We start from the raw sequence: 17,055 nt of genomic DNA, 5'->3' as shown, positions 1-17,055 counted from the left end.
CCAGGCCGACTATATTTGCCCTGTCAGCCCACCACCACAATCGCGGGAGTCTGCACACCATGGCCAAGGAACTTGCTACACAGCTCATTGAACAACTCCAGGCTGCCGGGGTGCAGCGGATCTACGGAATCGTCGGCGACAGCCTCAATCCGATAGTGGACGCTGTCCGTCAAACGGGAGGTTCGGCCAAAGGTGGCATCGATTGGATCCATGTACGCCATGAGGAGGCGGCCGCTTTTGCCGCTTCAGCTGAGGCGCAACTGACCGGCAAGCTTGCTGTCTGTGCCGGCTCGTGCGGCCCTGGCAACCTCCACTTGATCAACGGACTCTACGACGCCAATCGCACGGGTGCGCCCGTACTTGCCATCGCCTCGCATATCCCCAGCAAGCAGATCGGCAGCGGATTCTTCCAGGAAACACATCCCGACCGGATCTTCACTGAATGCTCGGTGTATTCGGAACTGGTCAGCACCGCCGAGCAGGCGCCTCGCGTGATGCACAGCGCCATCCAGAACGCTGTAGCCCTTGGGGGAGTCGCCGTCGTGACACTTCCCGGTGACATCGCCGGACTTGAGGCTACCGCTCCGACGCCGTTGCCAGCCATTTTCCGGCCTGCCCGCCTGGTCCCGGACCAGTCGAGCGTCCAGGAACTGGCTGAGGCGATTAACGACGCCGGTAAGGTCGCCATTTTCGCGGGGGCGGGCGTCGAGGGGGCCCACAGGGAGCTCATTGCTTTGGCAGAACTGGTCAACGCTCCGATTGGCCATTCGTTGCGAGGTAAGGACTTCGTCCAGTTCGACAACCCGTTCGACATCGGCATGACCGGCCTCCTGGGTTACGGGGCTGCGGCGGAGGGCATCGAAGACGCAGACCTGCTGGTCCTGCTGGGCACCGATTTCCCCTACGACCAGTTCCTGCCCGACACCCGGACGGCCCAGGTTGACCGGGCCGCCCAGCGGCTGGGGAGGAGGACCGACGTCGACATTGCCGTTCATGGCGACGTCCTGCCTACCTTGGCCGCCCTTCTGCCGTTGGTGAAGCCGAAGAAGAGCCGCCGGTTCCTGGACCAGATGCTGAAGAAGCACGACCGCCTAATGAACAAGGCCGTGGGCGCGTACACAAGGAAGGTCGAAAAGAAGCAGCCCATTCATCCTGAGTATGCGGCTTCCTTGCTGGACCAAGTAGCCGCCGATGATGCCATCTTCACCGCGGATACCGGAATGTGCAATGTATGGACAGCGCGCTACATCAACCCACTGGGCACCCGAAGGCTGATTGGTTCCTTCCTTCACGGGTCAATGGCCAACGCCCTTCCTCACGCGATAGGTGCACAGGTTGCATATCCAGGGCGCCAGGTGGTTTCTGTCTCGGGTGACGGGGGCCTGTCCATGTTGCTTGGTGAGCTCATCACGGTGGCCGCACATCAACTCCCCGTCAATGTGGTGGTCTTCAACAACTCCACGTTGGGCATGGTCAAGCTGGAGATGTTGGTGGACGGGCTCCCCGACTTCGGCGTTGATGTGCCGGACGCCAACTACGCAGCCGTTGCCAAGGCCTCGGGCTTCCATGCCGTGCGGGTCACGGATCCAGCCAAGATTGAGGCGGCGTACCGGGAAGCGTTCGCCCATCCCGGTCCTTCGCTGGTGGAGCTCATCACCGATCCCAATGCGTTGTCCATCCCGCCGAAGATTTCCGGGCAACAAGTCATCGGCTTCGCAACCGCCATGTCCAAAGTGGTCTTGAACCGCGGGGCTGGTGAAGCTGTGAGCATGGCCCGGAGCAACCTGCGCAACATTCCGCGGCGGTAAATGCGTCCTTACACCTCACTTGTTTTGGGGCCAGTGACATGCGCTTATGGCTGCTCGCTGAGCAGGGTTCCAAGGACGGTGAGGGCCTTGGACAGCTGGAGATCGGTCACGGCGCCGTACCCGATGACCAAGCCGTTCTCTGGCGTGCGCTCGGCGTAATATCCCGCCAGGGGGATGACCCGCACGCCACGTTCCAGTGCTTTCGCAGCGACCTCCGCCGCGTCAGGCTGGTCGAAGCGGATCACTGCATGCAATCCGCCGTCCAGGGCTGCAAGCTCCACATCTGTCCGTGAGCCCAAGCGCTCAATGAGCAGGGAACGGCGGTGCGAATATTCCCGCCGGGCCCGGGCGATGTGGCGGGAGAGGCCGCCGCCCTGAAGGTAATAGGCAAGTGCTGACTGCAGGATCCCTGCCACGGGAGTGTCCAGGGCAACACGCGCGGCCTTGAGGCGTCGGCCGGCATCGCCCCGGACTGCCAGGTATCCGCAGCGCAGCCAAGGACTCAGGTTTTTGGAGAACGTTCCCAAAAGAACGACGTCGGCCTGTGCGGGCAGGGACGCAATGGCCGGCAGGGGCATTCTGCTGTGGCGGAATTCGCTGTCGTAGTCATCCTCCAGCACCAGCACGCCATGGCGGTCAGCCCATTTCAGAAGGCCAAGCCGTTCCTGGACTGCCATCCTGCCGCCCAGGGGGTACTGGTGGCTTGGTGTGATGAGGACAGCATCGGGAATGACCTTGAGCCCGGCGAGTTGGGAACTCTTCAGACCGTCCTCGTCCACGGGAAGCAGCTGAATTTGGGCGCCGGCAGCGGTCATGACACGACGCGCCGTGGGGTAGCCGGGGTCCTCGACCAGGATGCGCGGATTGTTCCTCCTGCCGCGAAGCATGGCTACCACCAGATGCAGTGCATCACTGGTACCTCCCGTAATGATGACGTCCTCGGGTTCTACGGCCAGACCCCTGGAGACCGCGAGGTGACTGGCCACGGCTTCCCGCAGGGCCAACGTTCCAAGGGCTGGTGGCAGATGCGTGTTTCCTTGCTCCGCCAGAGCTCTTTTCCACGCGTTTCGCCACTCCCTGTCTTGGAACGGCGACCCCGAGGGGCGGCCGGGGGTCAGGTCAATCACCTCGGCGTGGACAGGGGTGCTGCTATTCGCCCTCTCCTCAATCGGGCCTTGTTGAATGTCCGGCCGCACCGCCACTTTGGTCCCGCCAGTACCGAGGCTTTCCAGGAAACCTTCTCCAGAGAGTTGCTCGAAGGCGCGCACCACTACGCCGCGGGAGACCCCTAATTCCGTCGCGAGCCGGCGCGTAGCGGGAAGCGTGTGCTCGGCTTGCAGGAGTCCGCTGAGGATGGCAGAGCGGAGCTGGCTTGCAACTTGGGCGGACAGGGAGGCCGGACTTGTCCTGTCGAGCTCGATGGGTATTTCGGCCTCGCTCATTGGACCTCCGGAGTTGTTGATTCTTGGATCTAGTGTAGGACCAAGGTGATTGGCAGCATAAGACATGCAGTCACCTATGGCTGTGTTCGCATCCGGTCACAGCCACAAGAAAGCAGGACTGAAGTGTTCAACGGCCTTAGCGCATTCCCCCTGACACCTATGAGCGGCGACCGTGTCGATCTGGACGCCGTGGTCCGGCTGGTGGCCCGCGCGGCACAGTCAGGTGCGGATTCACTCGGTGTCCTCGGTTCGACGGGAAACTACGCCTACCTCTCCCGCGAAGAACGGCGCATGGTCCTTGAAGCGTCCGTGGAAGCTGCGCGTGGAGTGCCCATTCTGGCCGGCGTGGGATCAGTGCGCACGCGCGAGGTCCTCCTGCTTGCTGGTGATGCACAGACCGCTGGCGCTTCGGCATTGCTCTTGGCCCCGGTGTCCTACCAACGCCTCTCGGAGGCAGAGGTTTTTGGGCTGTTTGAAGACGTTGCGTCGGCGTCATACGTCCCGGTCATTGTGTATGACAACCCCGTCACCACGGGCTTCACGTTCTCGGACGAGCTGCACGCCAGGATCGCCCGGATCCCAGGAATCGCATCCATCAAGATTCCGCCGCCATCTGCCACTGACATTGCCACCAGGCTCGGCAAGCTCCGTGCAGCTTTGCCCCAACAAATATCTGTGGGAATCAGCGGGGATTGGATTGCCGCCGAAGCACTGCTTGCTGGTTGCGATCTCTGGTACTCGGTGATCGGCGGGATCCTTCCCCGCCAGGCCAGGGAAATCGTTGATCACGCTTTGGCTGGTCGGAGGGACGATGCGATCGCAGCTTCAGCCGCGCTGGAACCTATCTGGTCCCTGTTCCGAACCTACGGCAGCCTCCGCGTCACGGCAGCACTGGCTGAGGATCTGGGACTCATTCCATCCTCAGCTTTGCCGTTGCCCTTGCAAGGCTTGGATAGCGAGGGCAGGAACAGGGTTGCCGCGGTCGTCCGTCAGTGTGGCTTGGAGGCATGAGCCTCCTCGACGGGCGCAAAGGCAGCCGCGCAACTACCGGCGGGCAGACATCGCGGAGCGGGTTGGCCCGCTATGTCGTTGCAGCCACCCTGGCCCGGAGCGCCGACGGAGGCGCGGTTGTCGCCATTGTCCTGCTGGTGACAACCAGCGGGGCGCCCGGTTGGCTGGCCGGAATACTGGGTGCATGCATCACGGCCCCGCACCTCTTCGGTCCATTCGTTGCCCGAACCCTCGACACAGCCCGGGACGGAAGGACAGTCATCGCTTGGGCGTGCCTGATGCACGGTGCCACCCTCGCCGCAGCTGTCCTGCTGTATCCGGTGACTCCGCCAATCGTGCCGGGTTTGCTGCTGATAGCATCCGGGCTGGTCGGTCCACTACTGACCGGCGGCATCAGTAGCCGGCTCTCGGCAATCGCCGGAGGAAGCAGAACCAGCCAGCGACGCGCACACGGATGGGATGTAGCAACGTATGGCATCAGCGGAACGATTGGGCCCACTCTGGTCGCAGCGGTCTCGGCCTGGGCGAATCCGGCTGTAGCGGCATTGATCCTTGCCGGATTGACGTTTGTGGCCGCCGCCGTCGTCAGGGTTTTGCCCCCTTCGCCTCCAGGGCCGGCCCCGTCGGAGGTGCCCCGCGCGGCCCGTACATTGCTGATGATGCTTTCAACCGGACCCTTGCGCCGCACGCTCTACATGACGGTCGTCATCGCCCTATCGGTCGCGGCGCTGCCCATCAGCGCGGTGGCTTCGGCTGCAGGAATGCGGGTGGAGCCAGCCGCTGCAGGCGTCCTGACCGCTGTATATGGTCTCGGCGGACTCCTCGGATCTGCCGGCGTCATGATCCGGCCGCTACGGAGCGATGCGGACCACCTCATGACCTGGTTGGGTGCTGCTGTTGGGATGGCGTTGTGTGGGGCGGCGTTTGCCGGACAGTTCCCGGTAGCGATGATTGTGTACTCATTCGCCGGAATGCTCAACTCCTTCTTTTTCGCCGCAACATTGGCCGCGCGCAGCGAGTATGCGCCAGCGGGCGCGCGCGGCCAGGTCTTCGTTTGGATCGGTGCTTTGAAGATAACTGCTGGTTCTGCCGGCACAGCGTTGGCAGGGGCCATGGCCCTGCCCATGACCCAGCTGCCCTTGCTTTTCGCGGCAGCCCTTGTTGCTGTGACCGTGGGCGCTTCCCTGCTTGACCGCCGTCGTGAAAGGTCCACCACGCGCCGAGGCTAGAAGCATCAGAGCAATGGGATATCTTTGTGTGTCCACATCCCCCAGACAGGAGCGTCCGTGCCGAAGAGTCCACGTGATGAGATCGACGCGCAGATTCTGGCCCAGCTGAGGCGTAATGCGCGCATCAGCCTTGCCCAGCTAGGCGAGAAGGTGTTGCTCTCACGCAACGCGGTGCGGCAACGGATTGAGCGGCTTGAACGGGACGGGTTTATCCACGGGTACACCATCAAGGAATCAGCTGGAGAGGGGGCGCCCACCGTCAATGCGGTGCTCTTGATCCAACGGCACGACAGGATGCGGGGCGGCGACGTGATCGCCGGATTAAAGGCAATCCCTGAAATAGCCACCTGCGATGTAGTCAGCGGCGAACTGGATATCGTCGTTAGGGTTGAGGCTCCCGACGCCGCAAGAATCCAGGAAATCTGGCGGCAAGTCTCGGAGTTTCCCGGAGTCCGCGATATCACCACCGCCTTGTCCCTCTCCACCGTCATCGACAGGCAGGCGCCTCGCTGAGGCAGCATGACGCCTGTGATCATGAGGTGATCGCTATGACTTTGGGCTGCGTCATTTCCTCGTAGGCGAAGCGGACACCTTCCCGGCCCATGCTGCCGTACTTCGAGCCACCGAACGGCATGGCATCGAGACGGTAGTCGGACGAATCGTTGATCATCACTCCGCCGGCGTCGATGGCCTTGGCGGTCTGCAAGGCGCGGTTTAGGTCCTTGGTGAACACGCCGGCCTGCAAGGCGTACTCGCTGTCGTTGGCCAGTTCGATGGCTTCCTCAGTCGAATCGAACGGCTCCACCAGGACCACGGGTGCAAACAATTCTTCGCTCCACGCCTCGCAGCTGCGGGGGACTCCGGTCAGGACAGCTGGTGTCAGGAGCGGGCCATCCAGGGTGCCGCCGGTGAGCAGTTGCGCCCCGGCCGACACTGCCTCATCGATCTTGCGCTTGGCTTCTTCGGCGGATGCGGCGCTGATCATGGGTCCGACGTCGGTCTGTTCCTTGCGCGGATCTCCCGTCCTCAGGGCGGCTGTTTGGGTAACAAAGGCGTCCAGGAAGGTATCAAAAATTGCCCGCTGGACGAGGATCCGCTGCGCGCCGATGCAGTTCTGCCCAGCAGCCCAGAAGGAACCAGAGACACTGGCCTCGACGGCGGCAGGAAGGTCCGCGTCGTCGAAGACGATGACGGGCGCGTTGCCGCCAAGTTCCATGGACAGGCGCTTTATGCCCGCGTTCGCGGCGATGGCCCGGCCGGTGGCGAATCCTCCCGTGAAGGAGACCATCCGGACCAAGGTGGAGGAGATAACGGTTTGCGCGATGGTGCGGTCGCCCAGGACCACAGTGACGAACTCCGCGGGCAGGCCTGCCTCGCGGAGGAGATCCACGAGAAGCATGGCCGTCAAGGGTGTCAGCTGGGATGGCTTGAGGATGACTGTGTTTCCTCCCGCTATCGCCGGCCCGAGCTTGTGCGCTACCAGGTTCAACGCGTCGTTGTAAGGAGTAATGGCGGCGATGAGCCCTAATGGCTCACGGGTGAACCATCCCTGGCGGTTTTCGGAGCCGGCGAAGGAGTCGAACGGGACGACTTCGCCAACGTTTCGGCGCGTTTCCGCCGCAGACAGTTTGAGCGTGTTCACCGCACGGGAGACCTCTTTGAGCGCCTGCTTGATGGTCTTCCCGGCCTCGGCGACGATCAAGTCCGCCACTTTCTGCGACCGTTGCTGAAGCATCTCGGCTGCGGTATCCAGAATCCGTCCCCGCTCATGGCGGGGCATGGCCGCTGCAGCAGGAGCGGCGGCAGCGGTGCGGATAATTTCCAAACGTACGTCCGCCTCACTGCACTGGGGCAGGGTGGCCAGAACCGTACCCTCAAACTTGTCGTACACCACCAGGTCGCTGGTAGCTGCTGCCGTTGTGGCGTCGGCAATGGCTGTCTCAGGCACGGACGGCTCCTTTGACGAATTCGTTGACAGCAATGATGTCGGAGATGAGGGCGTAGGCGGTTTCCACGCGTCCGGCTCCCGGGCCGGAGACGGTCACGGCGCCGAGCAGGTCGGTGGTGAAGGACACGGCGTTGGTGGCACCGGAAATGCCTGCCAGCGGGTGATCGGCGGGGAGGGCTACGGGCTGGACGGTAGCGACGATGCGGCCGTTTTCTTCGCGGCGGGCTTCGCCAATCAGCTTCCAATGAAGGCCGCTTGCCAGGGCTTGGGCCACGTCCTCGCTCTTGATGCCCTGGATGCCGGTGGTTTCCACGTCGCTGGGGCGGATGTCGGCGCCGAGCAGTTCGTTGGCCAGGATGGCGACCTTCAACCGGACGTCCGAACCGCCGATGTCTGCCGTCGGATCTGCTTCGGCATATCCGAGATCCTGGGCTTCGGAGATGGCTTCGTCCAGGCGTAGCCCGGCTTCCATCCGCCCGAGGACGTAGTTGCTGGTTCCGTTCAGGATCCCTTGAACGGCGTTCAGCTCCAGACCTCCGAGCATCTTGTGCGCCAAGCGGATCACGGGTGTGCCGCTCATGACAGCGCCCTCGTACTCGAAGCGGACGCCGTTGTTTGCAGCTAGTTTGCTCAGTTCCTGGCCGTGCAACGCCACGGGACCCTTGTTGGTTGTCACCACATGCTTGCCGGATTCGATGGCCCATTTGACGTGCGAAACGGCGGGCTCGCCGTCAATGGGGCTGGTGAAGGTGGCTTCGACGACGATATCGGCGGGGCTGTTCTTGATGACGTCTTCGTTGCGGGGATCCGGGCTTCCGCCGGGGAGACCCTCGAAGGAGGATCCCCGCGGCATCGCAAGGATAGCGGCCAGATCGATGCCGTCTCCCTGGACGAGGGAACCGAAGGCAAGATCGGTGATGGCCACGACGCGGAGTTCGAATCCGAGTGAGGCAAATCGCTGGGGTTCGTCCCGGATGAGTTCGGCCAAGGCGCGGTTGACGCCTCCGAAACCGATGAGGGCCAGGTTGTAGGTAGTCACGGGATCTCCTTGGTAGGCGGTGGTGCTGTCCTTTAAGCCTCGGTTCCCGGAGTGTCAGTTCCCTAGAAGCGAATCGCCCGCCAAGGATGACGAAACGCCCAAAAACGCTGCCAACCATGCTCAAACGCCCGTGGTGCGGCCGCCGCCCGTTTACCGCTCGACGGCGGCTACCGCACTGATCTCCACCAGCGCCCCGGGAACGCCCAAACGGGAGACAAACGCTGCTGTCACGAGGGGCGGCTCGTCTGCGGCGAGGTCGGACGCAATGGCCCCATAACCTGCGGCGAGGTCGGCACCGTCCACGAAGAGAACCGTCCACTGCACAACGTCGTTGAGGGTTGCGCCAGCAGCCGCCAGCGCGGTCTTTGCGTTGGCCAGGGCGCGGGCAGATTGCACTCCCACGTCACCCTCGCCGACGAGCGAACCGCCGCTGTCGACCGAGTTCTGGCCGCCGACATAGATGGTGGTGGCGTTTGGAGGGACGATGGCTACGTGGCTGAAGGCCGGGCTGGAGACAAGTCCCTCGGGGCGGATGCGCTTGATGGATGACATGACTGTATGCTGCCATCCCCAGCCAGTTGCCAAAAGGGGGTGCGCTCCCTAAAGCCCCGGTTGGTCCGGTCTCGTCATTCAGGCGCTCGTCACTCAGGCGAGGGCCGCCGTCGTTGCTGTTTGGTTGCCGCTCTCTGTACTTTTGCTGCGCGATGCCGCTGGGCGGACCCCCGCGTGGGTTTCGTTGCCCTGCGCGCAGTCCTTGTGGCAAGGCCCGCCACCACAATGTCAGCGAGCTTAGCCAGGGCGCTCTCGCGGTTTCGTAACTGCGAGCGCTGCTCGGAGGATGTAACAGTGATGACTCCATCGACGAGTCGTTTTTCCAGTCGGCGCAGCAAGATCTCCCGTTGGCTTTCTGTCAACGCCTCCGAAGTGGCTACGTTCCATGAGAGCTCAGCCCTGCTGTCAGTCGTGTTGACGTGTTGACCGCCCGGTCCTGATGAACGGGAGAACCGCCAGCCGAGTTCCGAAGCCGGAATCATGAGGGAGGGCGAGATTTCCAGGTCCATGGAACTAGCGTTGCACGTCAGGGGCGGGTCTTCCCAGCGGAGCGGTGCGACGGCACGACGTGTCAGAGCAGGTTTGCAGTCAGCGTTGCGGCGATGAACCGCCCGTACTGCTCTGCCTTCCACCCTCGTTTCACGACGAGGCTCTCGAACAGTTCGGGGGTGGTGCACGCAAACATGATGTCGGCGGCCTCGTCTGGGGACATGCCGGGGCGGAGCAGGCCGCGGGCCGTCAGTTGACGCGCGTTGTGCAGCATCCGCCGATGGCGGGCGACGTCGACATCCTTCAGGAGGCTGGCCATGTCGGCATCGCCTGTTGCGGCGGCGTCACGGATGAGCAGGCTGATCGGTGCCGCAAGGGGGCTGATTTCCGCTGTGAACAGACCGAACTGCTCCATCAGTTCCCGCGGGTCGTCTGCCCTTACTTGTGCGAGGTCTGAGCGCTGTTCGGCTGGCGTGCCGCCCTTGCCAAGGAGGCTCTGCTCGTGGAGAGCCCGGACGAGGCCGGCTTTGCCGCCGAAGTTCTTGTAGATGGACTCCGCCGATACTCCGGACGCAGCGGCAATTTCGGAGATGGTGGTTGCGCCGAACCCCTGCAGGAGAAATAGTTCCCGGGCGCGCGCCAGGATGGTGCGCCGGGATGCCTCGGCTGCTTGGCGGCGACGGCTGGCATCGTAGGTGCGTTGACTCCGGGATGTTCCATCGGGACTCTTGATTCCGGTTGCCATGACTTCTAGACTCCAATCAATACAGAGAACTGTATTGAATTCAAGATACCAGCCCTGCCCGCCCCTGAAGGGAGAATTGCAGGGCACCAAGGAGCCACCATGGCAACCGTGGAGGGCCTTGAGCGTCTTCCGGAAGGACCCGTTCGCCGGATGTTCGCCGCTTCCGGACGCCACGACCTTGAGGCCTTAGTCGCCGAATTCGCCGACGACTATCTCAACATCACGCCGATTCATCCCGAACGGAATTTCACCGGCAGCGCGCAGGTCCGCGCCAACTGGACCAGCCTTTTTGCTGGTATTCCTGACCTCACACCGGCAATCGCCGACGCCACTGAAGGCAGGCACGGAACCGTTTGGGTTGAGTGGGGCGCCCGGGGCACAAGACGTGATGGTACGGCGGTGGAACTTGCCGGTGTTGCGATTTTTACTGTGCGCCAGGAGCGGATCGCCTCCGTACATTTCTATCTCGAACCTGTGGAACGTTCTTCAGGTGACATCGACGACGCCGTCCAGGCCACTGCGGGCGCGGGTCTTCAGGCTGGGATGGTACTTCCGACATCGCAGGGGTCATGATCCTCGTAGTGGGCGGCACGGGCCGCTTGGGCTCGCGGCTTACCGCGGAGCTGGTTCGCCGCAGCGCTTCCGTGCGGGTCCTGGCCAGGGGCGAATCCCAGCCGTTCCCCCGGAAGCCGATCGACGGCGTCGAGCTTGTCCGCGGGACCCTCGCCTCAGGCGCGGACTGCCGGCGGGCCGTTGCCGGATGCAGCCAAGTGGTGTTCGCGGCGTCGGGCTTTGGGCTGAAAAGGGACGGCAACCCACGAAGTGTGGACCGCGACGGCGCACTTCGGCTCATCGATGCCGCATCCCGGGCGGGCGTGGAGCAGATGGTCATGATGTCGATGCATGGGGCAGCTCCCGATGCCCCTCTGGATTTCCTGCGCATGAAATACGCAGCGGAGGAGGCGTTGAAGGCCTCGGGCATGGCATGGACGGCGATCCGAATGGGAGCGAACCTTGAGCAGTTCCTCGATTCAATGAGCCAGCCCCTCCATACGAAGGCCAGGGTGCTTGTCTTCGGCTCAGGACGGGCACCTGTGACATTTACGTCGACGGCGGACGCTGCTGCCGCTGCTTTGTTGGCTCTTTCCAGCCCTTCATTGCGTGGCAGGACCATTGAGTGGGGGTCCGAAACGCACCCCTTCAACACGCTCGCGGAAGCTATCCTCGCGGACGCTGGAAAGGGCTCCATCCAGCGGATACCAGTGGCCGCCTTGCAGGTGATGGCCGCCGTTGCACGTCCGATTTCGCCGTTTATGGCCCGGATGGCGAGGGCGGCTCTTTGGATGGAATCAGGCGCGGCGGCCTTCGATCCAGCTGTGGAACGAGCCGCCTTCCCTGAAATTCCCGTGATCGGACTGCGTGCGAGTTTGGACCAGATCAGGAGCACGTGAGTCGTGGTGCAAACCGGCCTTCGGGAGGACAATGCTAGGCACAACCCGAAATCCCGTGAGGAGCAGCCGTGGGCGAGTCAAGTAAAGAAGCGACATCAGCGAAGTTGATGGTGGACTTGATCATATCCCTGGATGGGTATGCCTCAGCGGAGGGGTGGCCCGGTTGGTGGGGACTTGAATCCCCGGAATACCTTGCCTGGCTCGAGGAAGAAGGGAAGAAGGATTTCACGACACTTATGGGGGCCAACACCTACCGGGTGATGTCAAGCATGTCGGAGCAGGCCGCGGGCGAAGACTCCGGGTTCTCCGAGGAAGAGGGAGCGGCCTTGACCGGGCTCGCGGCACTGCCAAAGGTCGTTTTCTCGTCCACTCTGCAAGAACCTCTGGCTTGGCCGAATTCCGAGCTGGTAAGCGGGGATGCTGTGGAAGCTGTCAAGGAGCTGAAGCGGACCCGGACCGGTACCCTGACCACACTGGGAAGCCTTAGCCTTTGCCGCTCGTTGTTGAGTGCCGGTCTCGTTGACCGATACCGGATCGTCGTTTTTCCGGTGATCACAGGCCGCACAGGCAGGGAGCGGATTTATGACGGCTATCCTGATGTCTCCCTTGAACTGGTGAACAGCAGGACTTTCGATGGTCAACTACAGCTGCTGGAGTACATACCGACGCTGATCAGCGGTCCACCTGCCCGGAAGTAGTGTACCGAGAGGTCAGCTCTCACAGTGAGTCAGAAGACTCCTGAAAACCTGCTTTGATCTTGCGCCACCCACCTGCACGATTGTTGTCGGCAATCTTTCGCAGCATCTCGATGAGTGGTTCCGTTGGTACTGCGTCATTGATGTAAAAGCTGATCATTCGGCCGGTCTTGTTATCGTGTCCGGCTGTGATGATCCCGGCGGGGTCAGGAACGATAGCGCCGTCGTAGAGAAAGAGATTGACGTGGTTCCTCGCCGCGAGCAAGGCACAGACGTTTCCATCCAGGACAAAGTAGGGCTGAACGCGCCTCTTGATAGTCTCCACAATCTCCGGTTCTGCCTCGTGGATCAGATCCCGCAGCTCCTCACAGACTGCTCTTTGCCAGTCCGGGAGGGCCTCTATGTAACTATCTACACCAGGATGGCGCTCGTAGGTTCCCATGACGTTATTAGGGCACCACGCCGCTTGACCTGTCCAGACCGGAGGACTGGGCAGGGCCATTAGTAGGCTTACTCACATGATCGACGTCGAACGGTTCCGGATATTGCTGGAGGAGGAGCGAGGCCGGAAGCTTGCCCTGCTGAAGGCGCTGCGTAGCGACATCACCTCAGTCAGCCTTGCCCGCCAGGACTCGAATGTCGACGACGAACACGATCCTGAAGGCACAACCATCGCCTTCGAGCTCTCACAGGCCTCCGCGCTGCTTGACCAGAGCCGTGTAAGCCTCGAGCAGATTGAGGCCGCATTGCAGCGGATTTCTGATGGAACTTTCGGCATATGTGCGGTTTGTGGCATCGCCATTCCGGAAGGGCGACTCGAAGCAAGGCCGTGGACGCCCTATTGCGTCAATCACGCGTCCGGCCCACAGTAAAACCCGGACAGGCGCGACTCATGCCTTGTCGGGGCTGATGGGTACGAACTCGATGCCCTGCTGGACTTTCTTTTTCGGCCCCCTTTCGAAGCCCTTGGCGTCGAGGTTGTTTCCAGCCCGGAATGCAGCCAGGGCGTCGTCGAAGATTTCGTTGAGCCGCCGGCCCGTGAAAACCTCCTGCGTGCCGTCGGTAAACGTGACGGACACGGAGGCGCTGGCGGGAAAATGCCTGCTCATCCGGATGAAGCCTTGGGAATCCTGCCGTAGGGAGATCATTGCTTGTCCACGCTTTCAGTATCTGGTTTCAACCACTCTTTCACGTCGCTGCCCGTTCAAGGCGACTCGGCGGCCTCGGTGGTGGCCCGGTCTGCGGATGAGCCCTGCTTACGGCTGGCCAGCAGGAATGGTACTGAAATGAGCTCGATGATACCTGCCATGGCCAGCGAGGCCGGATAGCCGTATAGGTCAGCGCCACGGCCTAGAAGTGGCTGAACCACCACTCCACCGCTGGATCCCATGAGCGAATCGAAGCTCAGGACCGTGGCGCGCTGCTTCGAGGGGATCATGTCATTGATGTACGCCTGCCGGACGGGAGTTGCCGCAGAGCCGACCACAGCCCACAGCGCCAGCAGCACCAGCGCCACCCAGAAGACGCGCGTGAAGCCGAGGACCAGCAAGATCACGAATCCCACCAGGCCTCCGAGTACCAGTACCGACGTTCGTTTATGGAACAAGCGCCGGGCATGTGGTGCCAGCCAGCCGCCCAGGATTTGCGAGCCGGCCACGATTGCGGCGGCGAGGCCCGCAATGGAATAGGCATGGGGGTCGCCAAACAGGTCCAGGAGGTAAGGCTGCAGGGCGTAGAAAACATAGATCCCGACGCCGGCACTAAAGGGAGCGGCCAGCATCACGTACCGGACCGGCGGGTTTTTCAGGCCATTTTCGATCGAGGCCGAGAGCACTGCACGAGTGGCACGGAGAGGGTGGGTGGAGCGCTCAGGTGAGAATCCGACGTCGTGCATTAACCCAAACGCCACGGCGAACATGGCAACCAGAACGAAAACCCGCAAGAGGAACGGCACACCAAGGTTGGTGGCTTGGGCGATCACCCCACCTGCCACCGAGCCCAGCAGCATAGCCACACCCTGCACCATCTGGCCGCGACCCAGAACAGTCTCAAGGCCACCTTCATACCCTGAGAAGCGCAAGGCGTCCACAAGCCAGGCCTCCACAGCTCCGGAGAAGAACGTGAAGCCGAGGCCAAGGAGCACTGAGACAACTGCCCACATCCAAAACGGTGCGGAGATCTGCCACAGCACAAAGTACAAGTATGTAGAGGCCGCCAGCGTGATGGTGCCAAGTAGGAAGGAAGCACGGCGACCCCAGCCGTCCGCGATGACGCCAGTAGGCACCTCAAAAAGGACCATCCCCACTGTGAAGAAAGCGTTGGCCGCGAAGGCTTCAAGGTTGCTCAAGCCTGCATCCAGCAGGAAAAGCGTGTTGATTCCCCAGATGAAGGAAGCGGCCACTGTGTTGCCCAGCGTCAGCGTGAGATAGACGCGTTGAATCTTCCTGGCGGCGTCGTTCATGGTGTCGCCGCCAGTGCTGCGAGGGGTGACCACACGCTCATTCTCGTCCGGTTGCCCGGCCTCCGCCAGATCCCGGGGGAACAGATTGCGAGCGCTGCGGCGTGGGCGGCGTGGCGGTTGCGCTGCCGGGAGCCTGGCCCGGCCCCCGGCAGCTGCGTCCAGTCCTTACGCCTGGTGGCTGACCAGGTCTGCTCCGCTTGTGGTGGCCTTGTCCCGCTGGCCGGAATGCAGGGTCGCAAAGAACGCGCCGAGCTCCGCCGTCGCGGTCAGTGGGAGCACGTTTGCCACGTACTGGTCCGGACGTACCACCACCACCACACCGTCGCGGCTCAGGCCGCGCATCTCGAAGATGTCAGCGTTCGGGTCCGTGCCGAAGACCTTCTCGAGGTAGGTGAGCTTGAATGGTCCAACGGTCGGTTTGAAGGCGGCCGGAACGGCATTGATGTCCACGTTCGTGTGGTCCTGCTGATAGATCACCTTTACGTCGAACCAAGCGTCGCGATCAGCGTCCGACGGCGTTGCGGCCAACGGAGAGTCCGGGGAGTTCAAGATCCACTCGGCGAAGTCCGCGACAGGGCCCGGGGCGCCGGCATGTGCGGCATCGGCGAACACGTAGATGCGCCAACGGCCGTCCGCCTTCGCATGGTGGCCTAGGTGCATCGGGTTTGTATCGCAGACCCGCAGGACAGGGGCGGATTTGAACCGTTTGCCGATTGGGAAGCCAGTGGCCAAATCCTGGTGGTTGGGCTCGGCCACCAGGATGGAGGGTGCGTACTGGGTCATGAAGCCTGCAGGGAACTCCGCGGTGCTGGTGTAGAAGTTCTCAAGCTCCGTGGGGTCGTCGAACTCCTCGGGCTTCTTGGCCATGAGCGTGGACCACTGCTTGTCAAAGTCGATGAGGTTCTTTGCCACCACCTGGCGTTCGGCCGAGTAAGTGTCCAGCAGGCTCTCCGGACTGCGGCCTTCCAGGACGTGCCCGAGCTTCCAGCCGATGTTGAAACCGTCCTGCATCGAGACGTTCATTCCCTGGCCGGCCTTCGCACTGTGCGTGTGGCAAGCGTCGCCGGTGATAAACACCCGTGGAGTGCGCGTTCCGCGCTCCTCCGGCAGGACGTCGTCGAACCTGTCCGTGAGGCGGTGGCCCACCTCGTAAACGCTGTGCCACGCGACGTTGCGGACATCCAGCGTGTACGGGTGCAGGATGGCGTTGGCCTTCTGGATGATCTGCTCGATGGTCGTTTTCCGCACTGCCCCGTGATCCTCGGGCCCAACCTCGCCAAGGTCCACGTACATGCGGAACAGGTGGCCGCCCTCGCGGGGGATAAGCAGGATGCTTCCGCCGGCACCGGACTGGATGGCGCACTTGGTGCGGATATCCGGGAAGTCCGTGACGGCCAGGACGTCCATGACACCCCAGGCATGGTTTGCCTGGTCACCTGCGAGGTGGCATCCGATGGACTCGCGGACCTTGCTGCGTGCCCCATCTGCCCCGACGACGTACTTGGCCCGGACCACACGTTCCTGTCCTTCGTTGGGACCAGCGGTGTGCACCAGGGTGACAGCGACGGGGTAGTCGCCAACGCCGGTGACTTGGAGGCCGCGGAACTCGTAGCCATAGTCAGGCTTCATGCGCGTGGGGGAGTTGGCCATGAACTCCGCGAAATAGTCCAGCACACGTGCCTGGTTCACGATCAGGTGCGGGAATTCGCTGATGCCAGTGGGGTCATCCACTGTGCGGGCCGCGCGGACGATGCGCGAGTGGTCGGCGGGGTCCGGCTTCCAGAACGCCATCTCGGTGATGCGGTACGCCTCCGCCGTGATGCGTTCGGCGAAACCGAAGGCCTGGAAGGTCTCGACGCTGCGGGCTTGGATGCCGTCGGCCTGGCCGATAGCCAAGCGGCCGGGACGGCGCTCGACGATACGCGTGGTGATATCCGGGAACTGGGCCAGTTGCGCGGCGGCCAGCATCCCTGCGGGGCCGGTGCCAACGATGAGAACGTCGACTTCGTCGGGAAGCTCGGCCGGGCGGTTTATTCCGACGCCGGCGGCTGGCTCGACTCGCGGGTCACCGGATACGTAACCGTGGTGGTGAAACTGCACGGGCTTTCCTCACTTCTTTGTGGGCTGAATACTGAGCTTGTTCTATAGTTGAACACTCTGTTCTATTATTGCTCACATAATCGTA

At 62.6% G+C, this 17,055-nt stretch carries 18 protein-coding genes; 8 read left to right on the top strand and 10 right to left on the bottom strand.

Annotated features, from left to right (window positions below):
* Positions 1–59 precede the first annotated feature (59 nt).
* The gene (locus LDN75_RS14295; RefSeq protein WP_223932949.1) at positions 60–1,808 is read left to right on the top strand and encodes a pyruvate dehydrogenase; all 1,749 of its coding nucleotides are present in this window, start codon (positions 60–62) and stop codon (positions 1,806–1,808) included.
* Positions 1,809–1,852: 44 nt separating this feature from the next.
* Here LDN75_RS14295 and LDN75_RS14290 read toward each other — a convergent pair whose 3' ends face one another.
* Positions 1,853–3,250 (bottom strand): PLP-dependent aminotransferase family protein, encoded by a 1,398-nt coding sequence (locus LDN75_RS14290; protein WP_223932948.1) that lies wholly within the window; start codon positions 3,248–3,250, stop codon positions 1,853–1,855.
* 123 nt (positions 3,251–3,373) lie between these two features.
* On the opposite strand from LDN75_RS14290, the gene LDN75_RS14285 reads away from it, so the two are divergent.
* The 3 genes from LDN75_RS14285 to LDN75_RS14275 are packed head-to-tail and all read left to right on the top strand — an operon-like array spanning position 3,374 to position 6,003.
* Complete coding sequence (locus LDN75_RS14285) at positions 3,374–4,261, top strand: dihydrodipicolinate synthase family protein (protein ID WP_223932947.1); 888 nt, start codon at positions 3,374–3,376, stop codon at positions 4,259–4,261.
* Positions 4,258–5,490, top strand: coding sequence for an MFS transporter (locus LDN75_RS14280; RefSeq protein WP_223932946.1), 1,233 nt, complete (start codon positions 4,258–4,260; stop codon positions 5,488–5,490). Before LDN75_RS14285 ends, LDN75_RS14280 begins: the two co-directional genes overlap by 4 nt.
* Before the next feature lie 57 nt (positions 5,491–5,547).
* Positions 5,548–6,003 (top strand): Lrp/AsnC family transcriptional regulator, encoded by a 456-nt coding sequence (locus LDN75_RS14275; protein ID WP_223932945.1) that lies wholly within the window; start codon positions 5,548–5,550, stop codon positions 6,001–6,003.
* A 19-nt stretch (positions 6,004–6,022) separates the two neighbouring features.
* Here the strand turns inward: LDN75_RS14275 and LDN75_RS14270 are convergent, their stop codons facing one another.
* The 5 genes from LDN75_RS14270 to LDN75_RS14250 form a co-directional block, all read right to left on the bottom strand.
* A complete protein-coding gene (locus LDN75_RS14270; RefSeq protein WP_223932944.1) occupies positions 6,023–7,438 on the bottom strand; it encodes an aldehyde dehydrogenase family protein in 1,416 nt (471 codons plus the stop codon).
* Positions 7,431–8,477, bottom strand: coding sequence for a homoserine dehydrogenase (locus LDN75_RS14265; protein WP_223932943.1), 1,047 nt, complete (start codon positions 8,475–8,477; stop codon positions 7,431–7,433). Before LDN75_RS14265 ends, LDN75_RS14270 begins: the two co-directional genes overlap by 8 nt.
* A 150-nt stretch (positions 8,478–8,627) precedes the next feature.
* Positions 8,628–9,029: a RidA family protein gene (locus LDN75_RS14260; RefSeq protein ID WP_223932942.1), complete on the bottom strand. Its 402-nt coding sequence runs from the start codon at positions 9,027–9,029 to the stop codon at positions 8,628–8,630.
* A gap of 89 nt (positions 9,030–9,118) precedes the next feature.
* Entirely contained in the window at positions 9,119–9,538 is a 420-nt protein-coding gene (gene arfB / locus LDN75_RS14255; RefSeq protein ID WP_223932941.1) for an alternative ribosome rescue aminoacyl-tRNA hydrolase ArfB, read from the bottom strand.
* Between the two features lie 62 nt (positions 9,539–9,600).
* Complete coding sequence (locus tag LDN75_RS14250) at positions 9,601–10,263, bottom strand: TetR/AcrR family transcriptional regulator (RefSeq protein ID WP_223932940.1); 663 nt, start codon at positions 10,261–10,263, stop codon at positions 9,601–9,603.
* A 99-nt stretch (positions 10,264–10,362) separates the two neighbouring features.
* On the opposite strand from LDN75_RS14250, the gene LDN75_RS14245 reads away from it, so the two are divergent.
* From LDN75_RS14245 to LDN75_RS14235, 3 genes are all read left to right on the top strand, one after another.
* Positions 10,363–10,836: a nuclear transport factor 2 family protein gene (locus LDN75_RS14245; RefSeq protein ID WP_223932939.1), complete on the top strand. Its 474-nt coding sequence runs from the start codon at positions 10,363–10,365 to the stop codon at positions 10,834–10,836.
* Positions 10,833–11,714 carry an NAD(P)H-binding protein gene (locus LDN75_RS14240; protein ID WP_223932938.1) on the top strand — a complete coding sequence of 294 codons (882 nt, stop codon included), beginning with the start codon at positions 10,833–10,835 and terminating at the stop codon, positions 11,712–11,714. Before LDN75_RS14245 ends, LDN75_RS14240 begins: the two co-directional genes overlap by 4 nt.
* A gap of 107 nt (positions 11,715–11,821) precedes the next feature.
* Complete coding sequence (locus LDN75_RS14235) at positions 11,822–12,412, top strand: dihydrofolate reductase family protein (RefSeq protein ID WP_223937586.1); 591 nt, start codon at positions 11,822–11,824, stop codon at positions 12,410–12,412.
* 19 nt (positions 12,413–12,431) lie between these two features.
* On the opposite strand, the gene LDN75_RS14230 is transcribed toward LDN75_RS14235, so the two are convergent.
* Positions 12,432–12,851, bottom strand: coding sequence for a DUF1801 domain-containing protein (locus LDN75_RS14230; RefSeq protein WP_223932937.1), 420 nt, complete (start codon positions 12,849–12,851; stop codon positions 12,432–12,434).
* A 76-nt stretch (positions 12,852–12,927) separates the two neighbouring features.
* Here LDN75_RS14230 and LDN75_RS14225 point away from each other — a divergent pair, with 76 nt between their 5' ends.
* Positions 12,928–13,281, top strand: a complete 354-nt coding sequence (locus LDN75_RS14225) for a TraR/DksA C4-type zinc finger protein (protein ID WP_223932936.1) — start codon at positions 12,928–12,930, stop codon at positions 13,279–13,281.
* A gap of 18 nt (positions 13,282–13,299) precedes the next feature.
* Here the strand turns inward: LDN75_RS14225 and LDN75_RS14220 are convergent, their stop codons facing one another.
* From LDN75_RS14220 to LDN75_RS14210, 3 genes are all read right to left on the bottom strand, one after another.
* Positions 13,300–13,518, bottom strand: coding sequence for a hypothetical protein (locus LDN75_RS14220; protein WP_346347141.1), 219 nt, complete (start codon positions 13,516–13,518; stop codon positions 13,300–13,302).
* Between the two features lie 95 nt (positions 13,519–13,613).
* Positions 13,614–14,870: an MFS transporter gene (locus LDN75_RS14215; RefSeq protein WP_223937585.1), complete on the bottom strand. Its 1,257-nt coding sequence runs from the start codon at positions 14,868–14,870 to the stop codon at positions 13,614–13,616.
* Positions 14,871–15,035: 165 nt separating this feature from the next.
* Positions 15,036–16,970 carry an FAD-binding monooxygenase gene (locus LDN75_RS14210; protein WP_223932934.1) on the bottom strand — a complete coding sequence of 645 codons (1,935 nt, stop codon included), beginning with the start codon at positions 16,968–16,970 and terminating at the stop codon, positions 15,036–15,038.
* Between the last annotated feature and the right edge of the window lie 85 nt (positions 16,971–17,055).

The organism is Arthrobacter sp. StoSoilB5, assembly GCF_019977235.1.
Classification (GTDB): Bacteria; Actinomycetota; Actinomycetes; order Actinomycetales; family Micrococcaceae; genus Arthrobacter.
The sequence above is the reverse complement of the archived record's forward strand: the minus strand, read 5'-3'. Positions and strand labels throughout refer to the sequence as shown.

Bases quoted from the DNA above. Each gene is read 5' to 3' on its own strand.
- LDN75_RS14295 (WP_223932949.1), top strand. From the start codon at position 60: ATGGCCAAGGAACTTGCTACACAGCTCATTGAACAACTCCAGGCTGCC.
- LDN75_RS14290 (WP_223932948.1), bottom strand. From the start codon at position 3,250: ATGAGCGAGGCCGAAATACCCATCGAGCTCGACAGGACAAGTCCGGCC.
- LDN75_RS14280 (WP_223932946.1), top strand. From the start codon at position 4,258: ATGAGCCTCCTCGACGGGCGCAAAGGCAGCCGCGCAACTACCGGCGGG.
- LDN75_RS14260 (WP_223932942.1), bottom strand. From the start codon at position 9,029: ATGTCATCCATCAAGCGCATCCGCCCCGAGGGACTTGTCTCCAGCCCG.
- arfB (WP_223932941.1), bottom strand. From the start codon at position 9,538: ATGGACCTGGAAATCTCGCCCTCCCTCATGATTCCGGCTTCGGAACTC.
- LDN75_RS14250 (WP_223932940.1), bottom strand. From the start codon at position 10,263: ATGGCAACCGGAATCAAGAGTCCCGATGGAACATCCCGGAGTCAACGC.
- LDN75_RS14245 (WP_223932939.1), top strand. From the start codon at position 10,363: ATGGCAACCGTGGAGGGCCTTGAGCGTCTTCCGGAAGGACCCGTTCGC.
- LDN75_RS14240 (WP_223932938.1), top strand. From the start codon at position 10,833: ATGATCCTCGTAGTGGGCGGCACGGGCCGCTTGGGCTCGCGGCTTACC.
- LDN75_RS14235 (WP_223937586.1), top strand. From the start codon at position 11,822: ATGGTGGACTTGATCATATCCCTGGATGGGTATGCCTCAGCGGAGGGG.
- LDN75_RS14230 (WP_223932937.1), bottom strand. From the start codon at position 12,851: ATGGGAACCTACGAGCGCCATCCTGGTGTAGATAGTTACATAGAGGCC.
- LDN75_RS14225 (WP_223932936.1), top strand. From the start codon at position 12,928: ATGATCGACGTCGAACGGTTCCGGATATTGCTGGAGGAGGAGCGAGGC.
- LDN75_RS14220 (WP_346347141.1), bottom strand. From the start codon at position 13,518: ATGAGCAGGCATTTTCCCGCCAGCGCCTCCGTGTCCGTCACGTTTACC.
- LDN75_RS14215 (WP_223937585.1), bottom strand. From the start codon at position 14,870: ATGAACGACGCCGCCAGGAAGATTCAACGCGTCTATCTCACGCTGACG.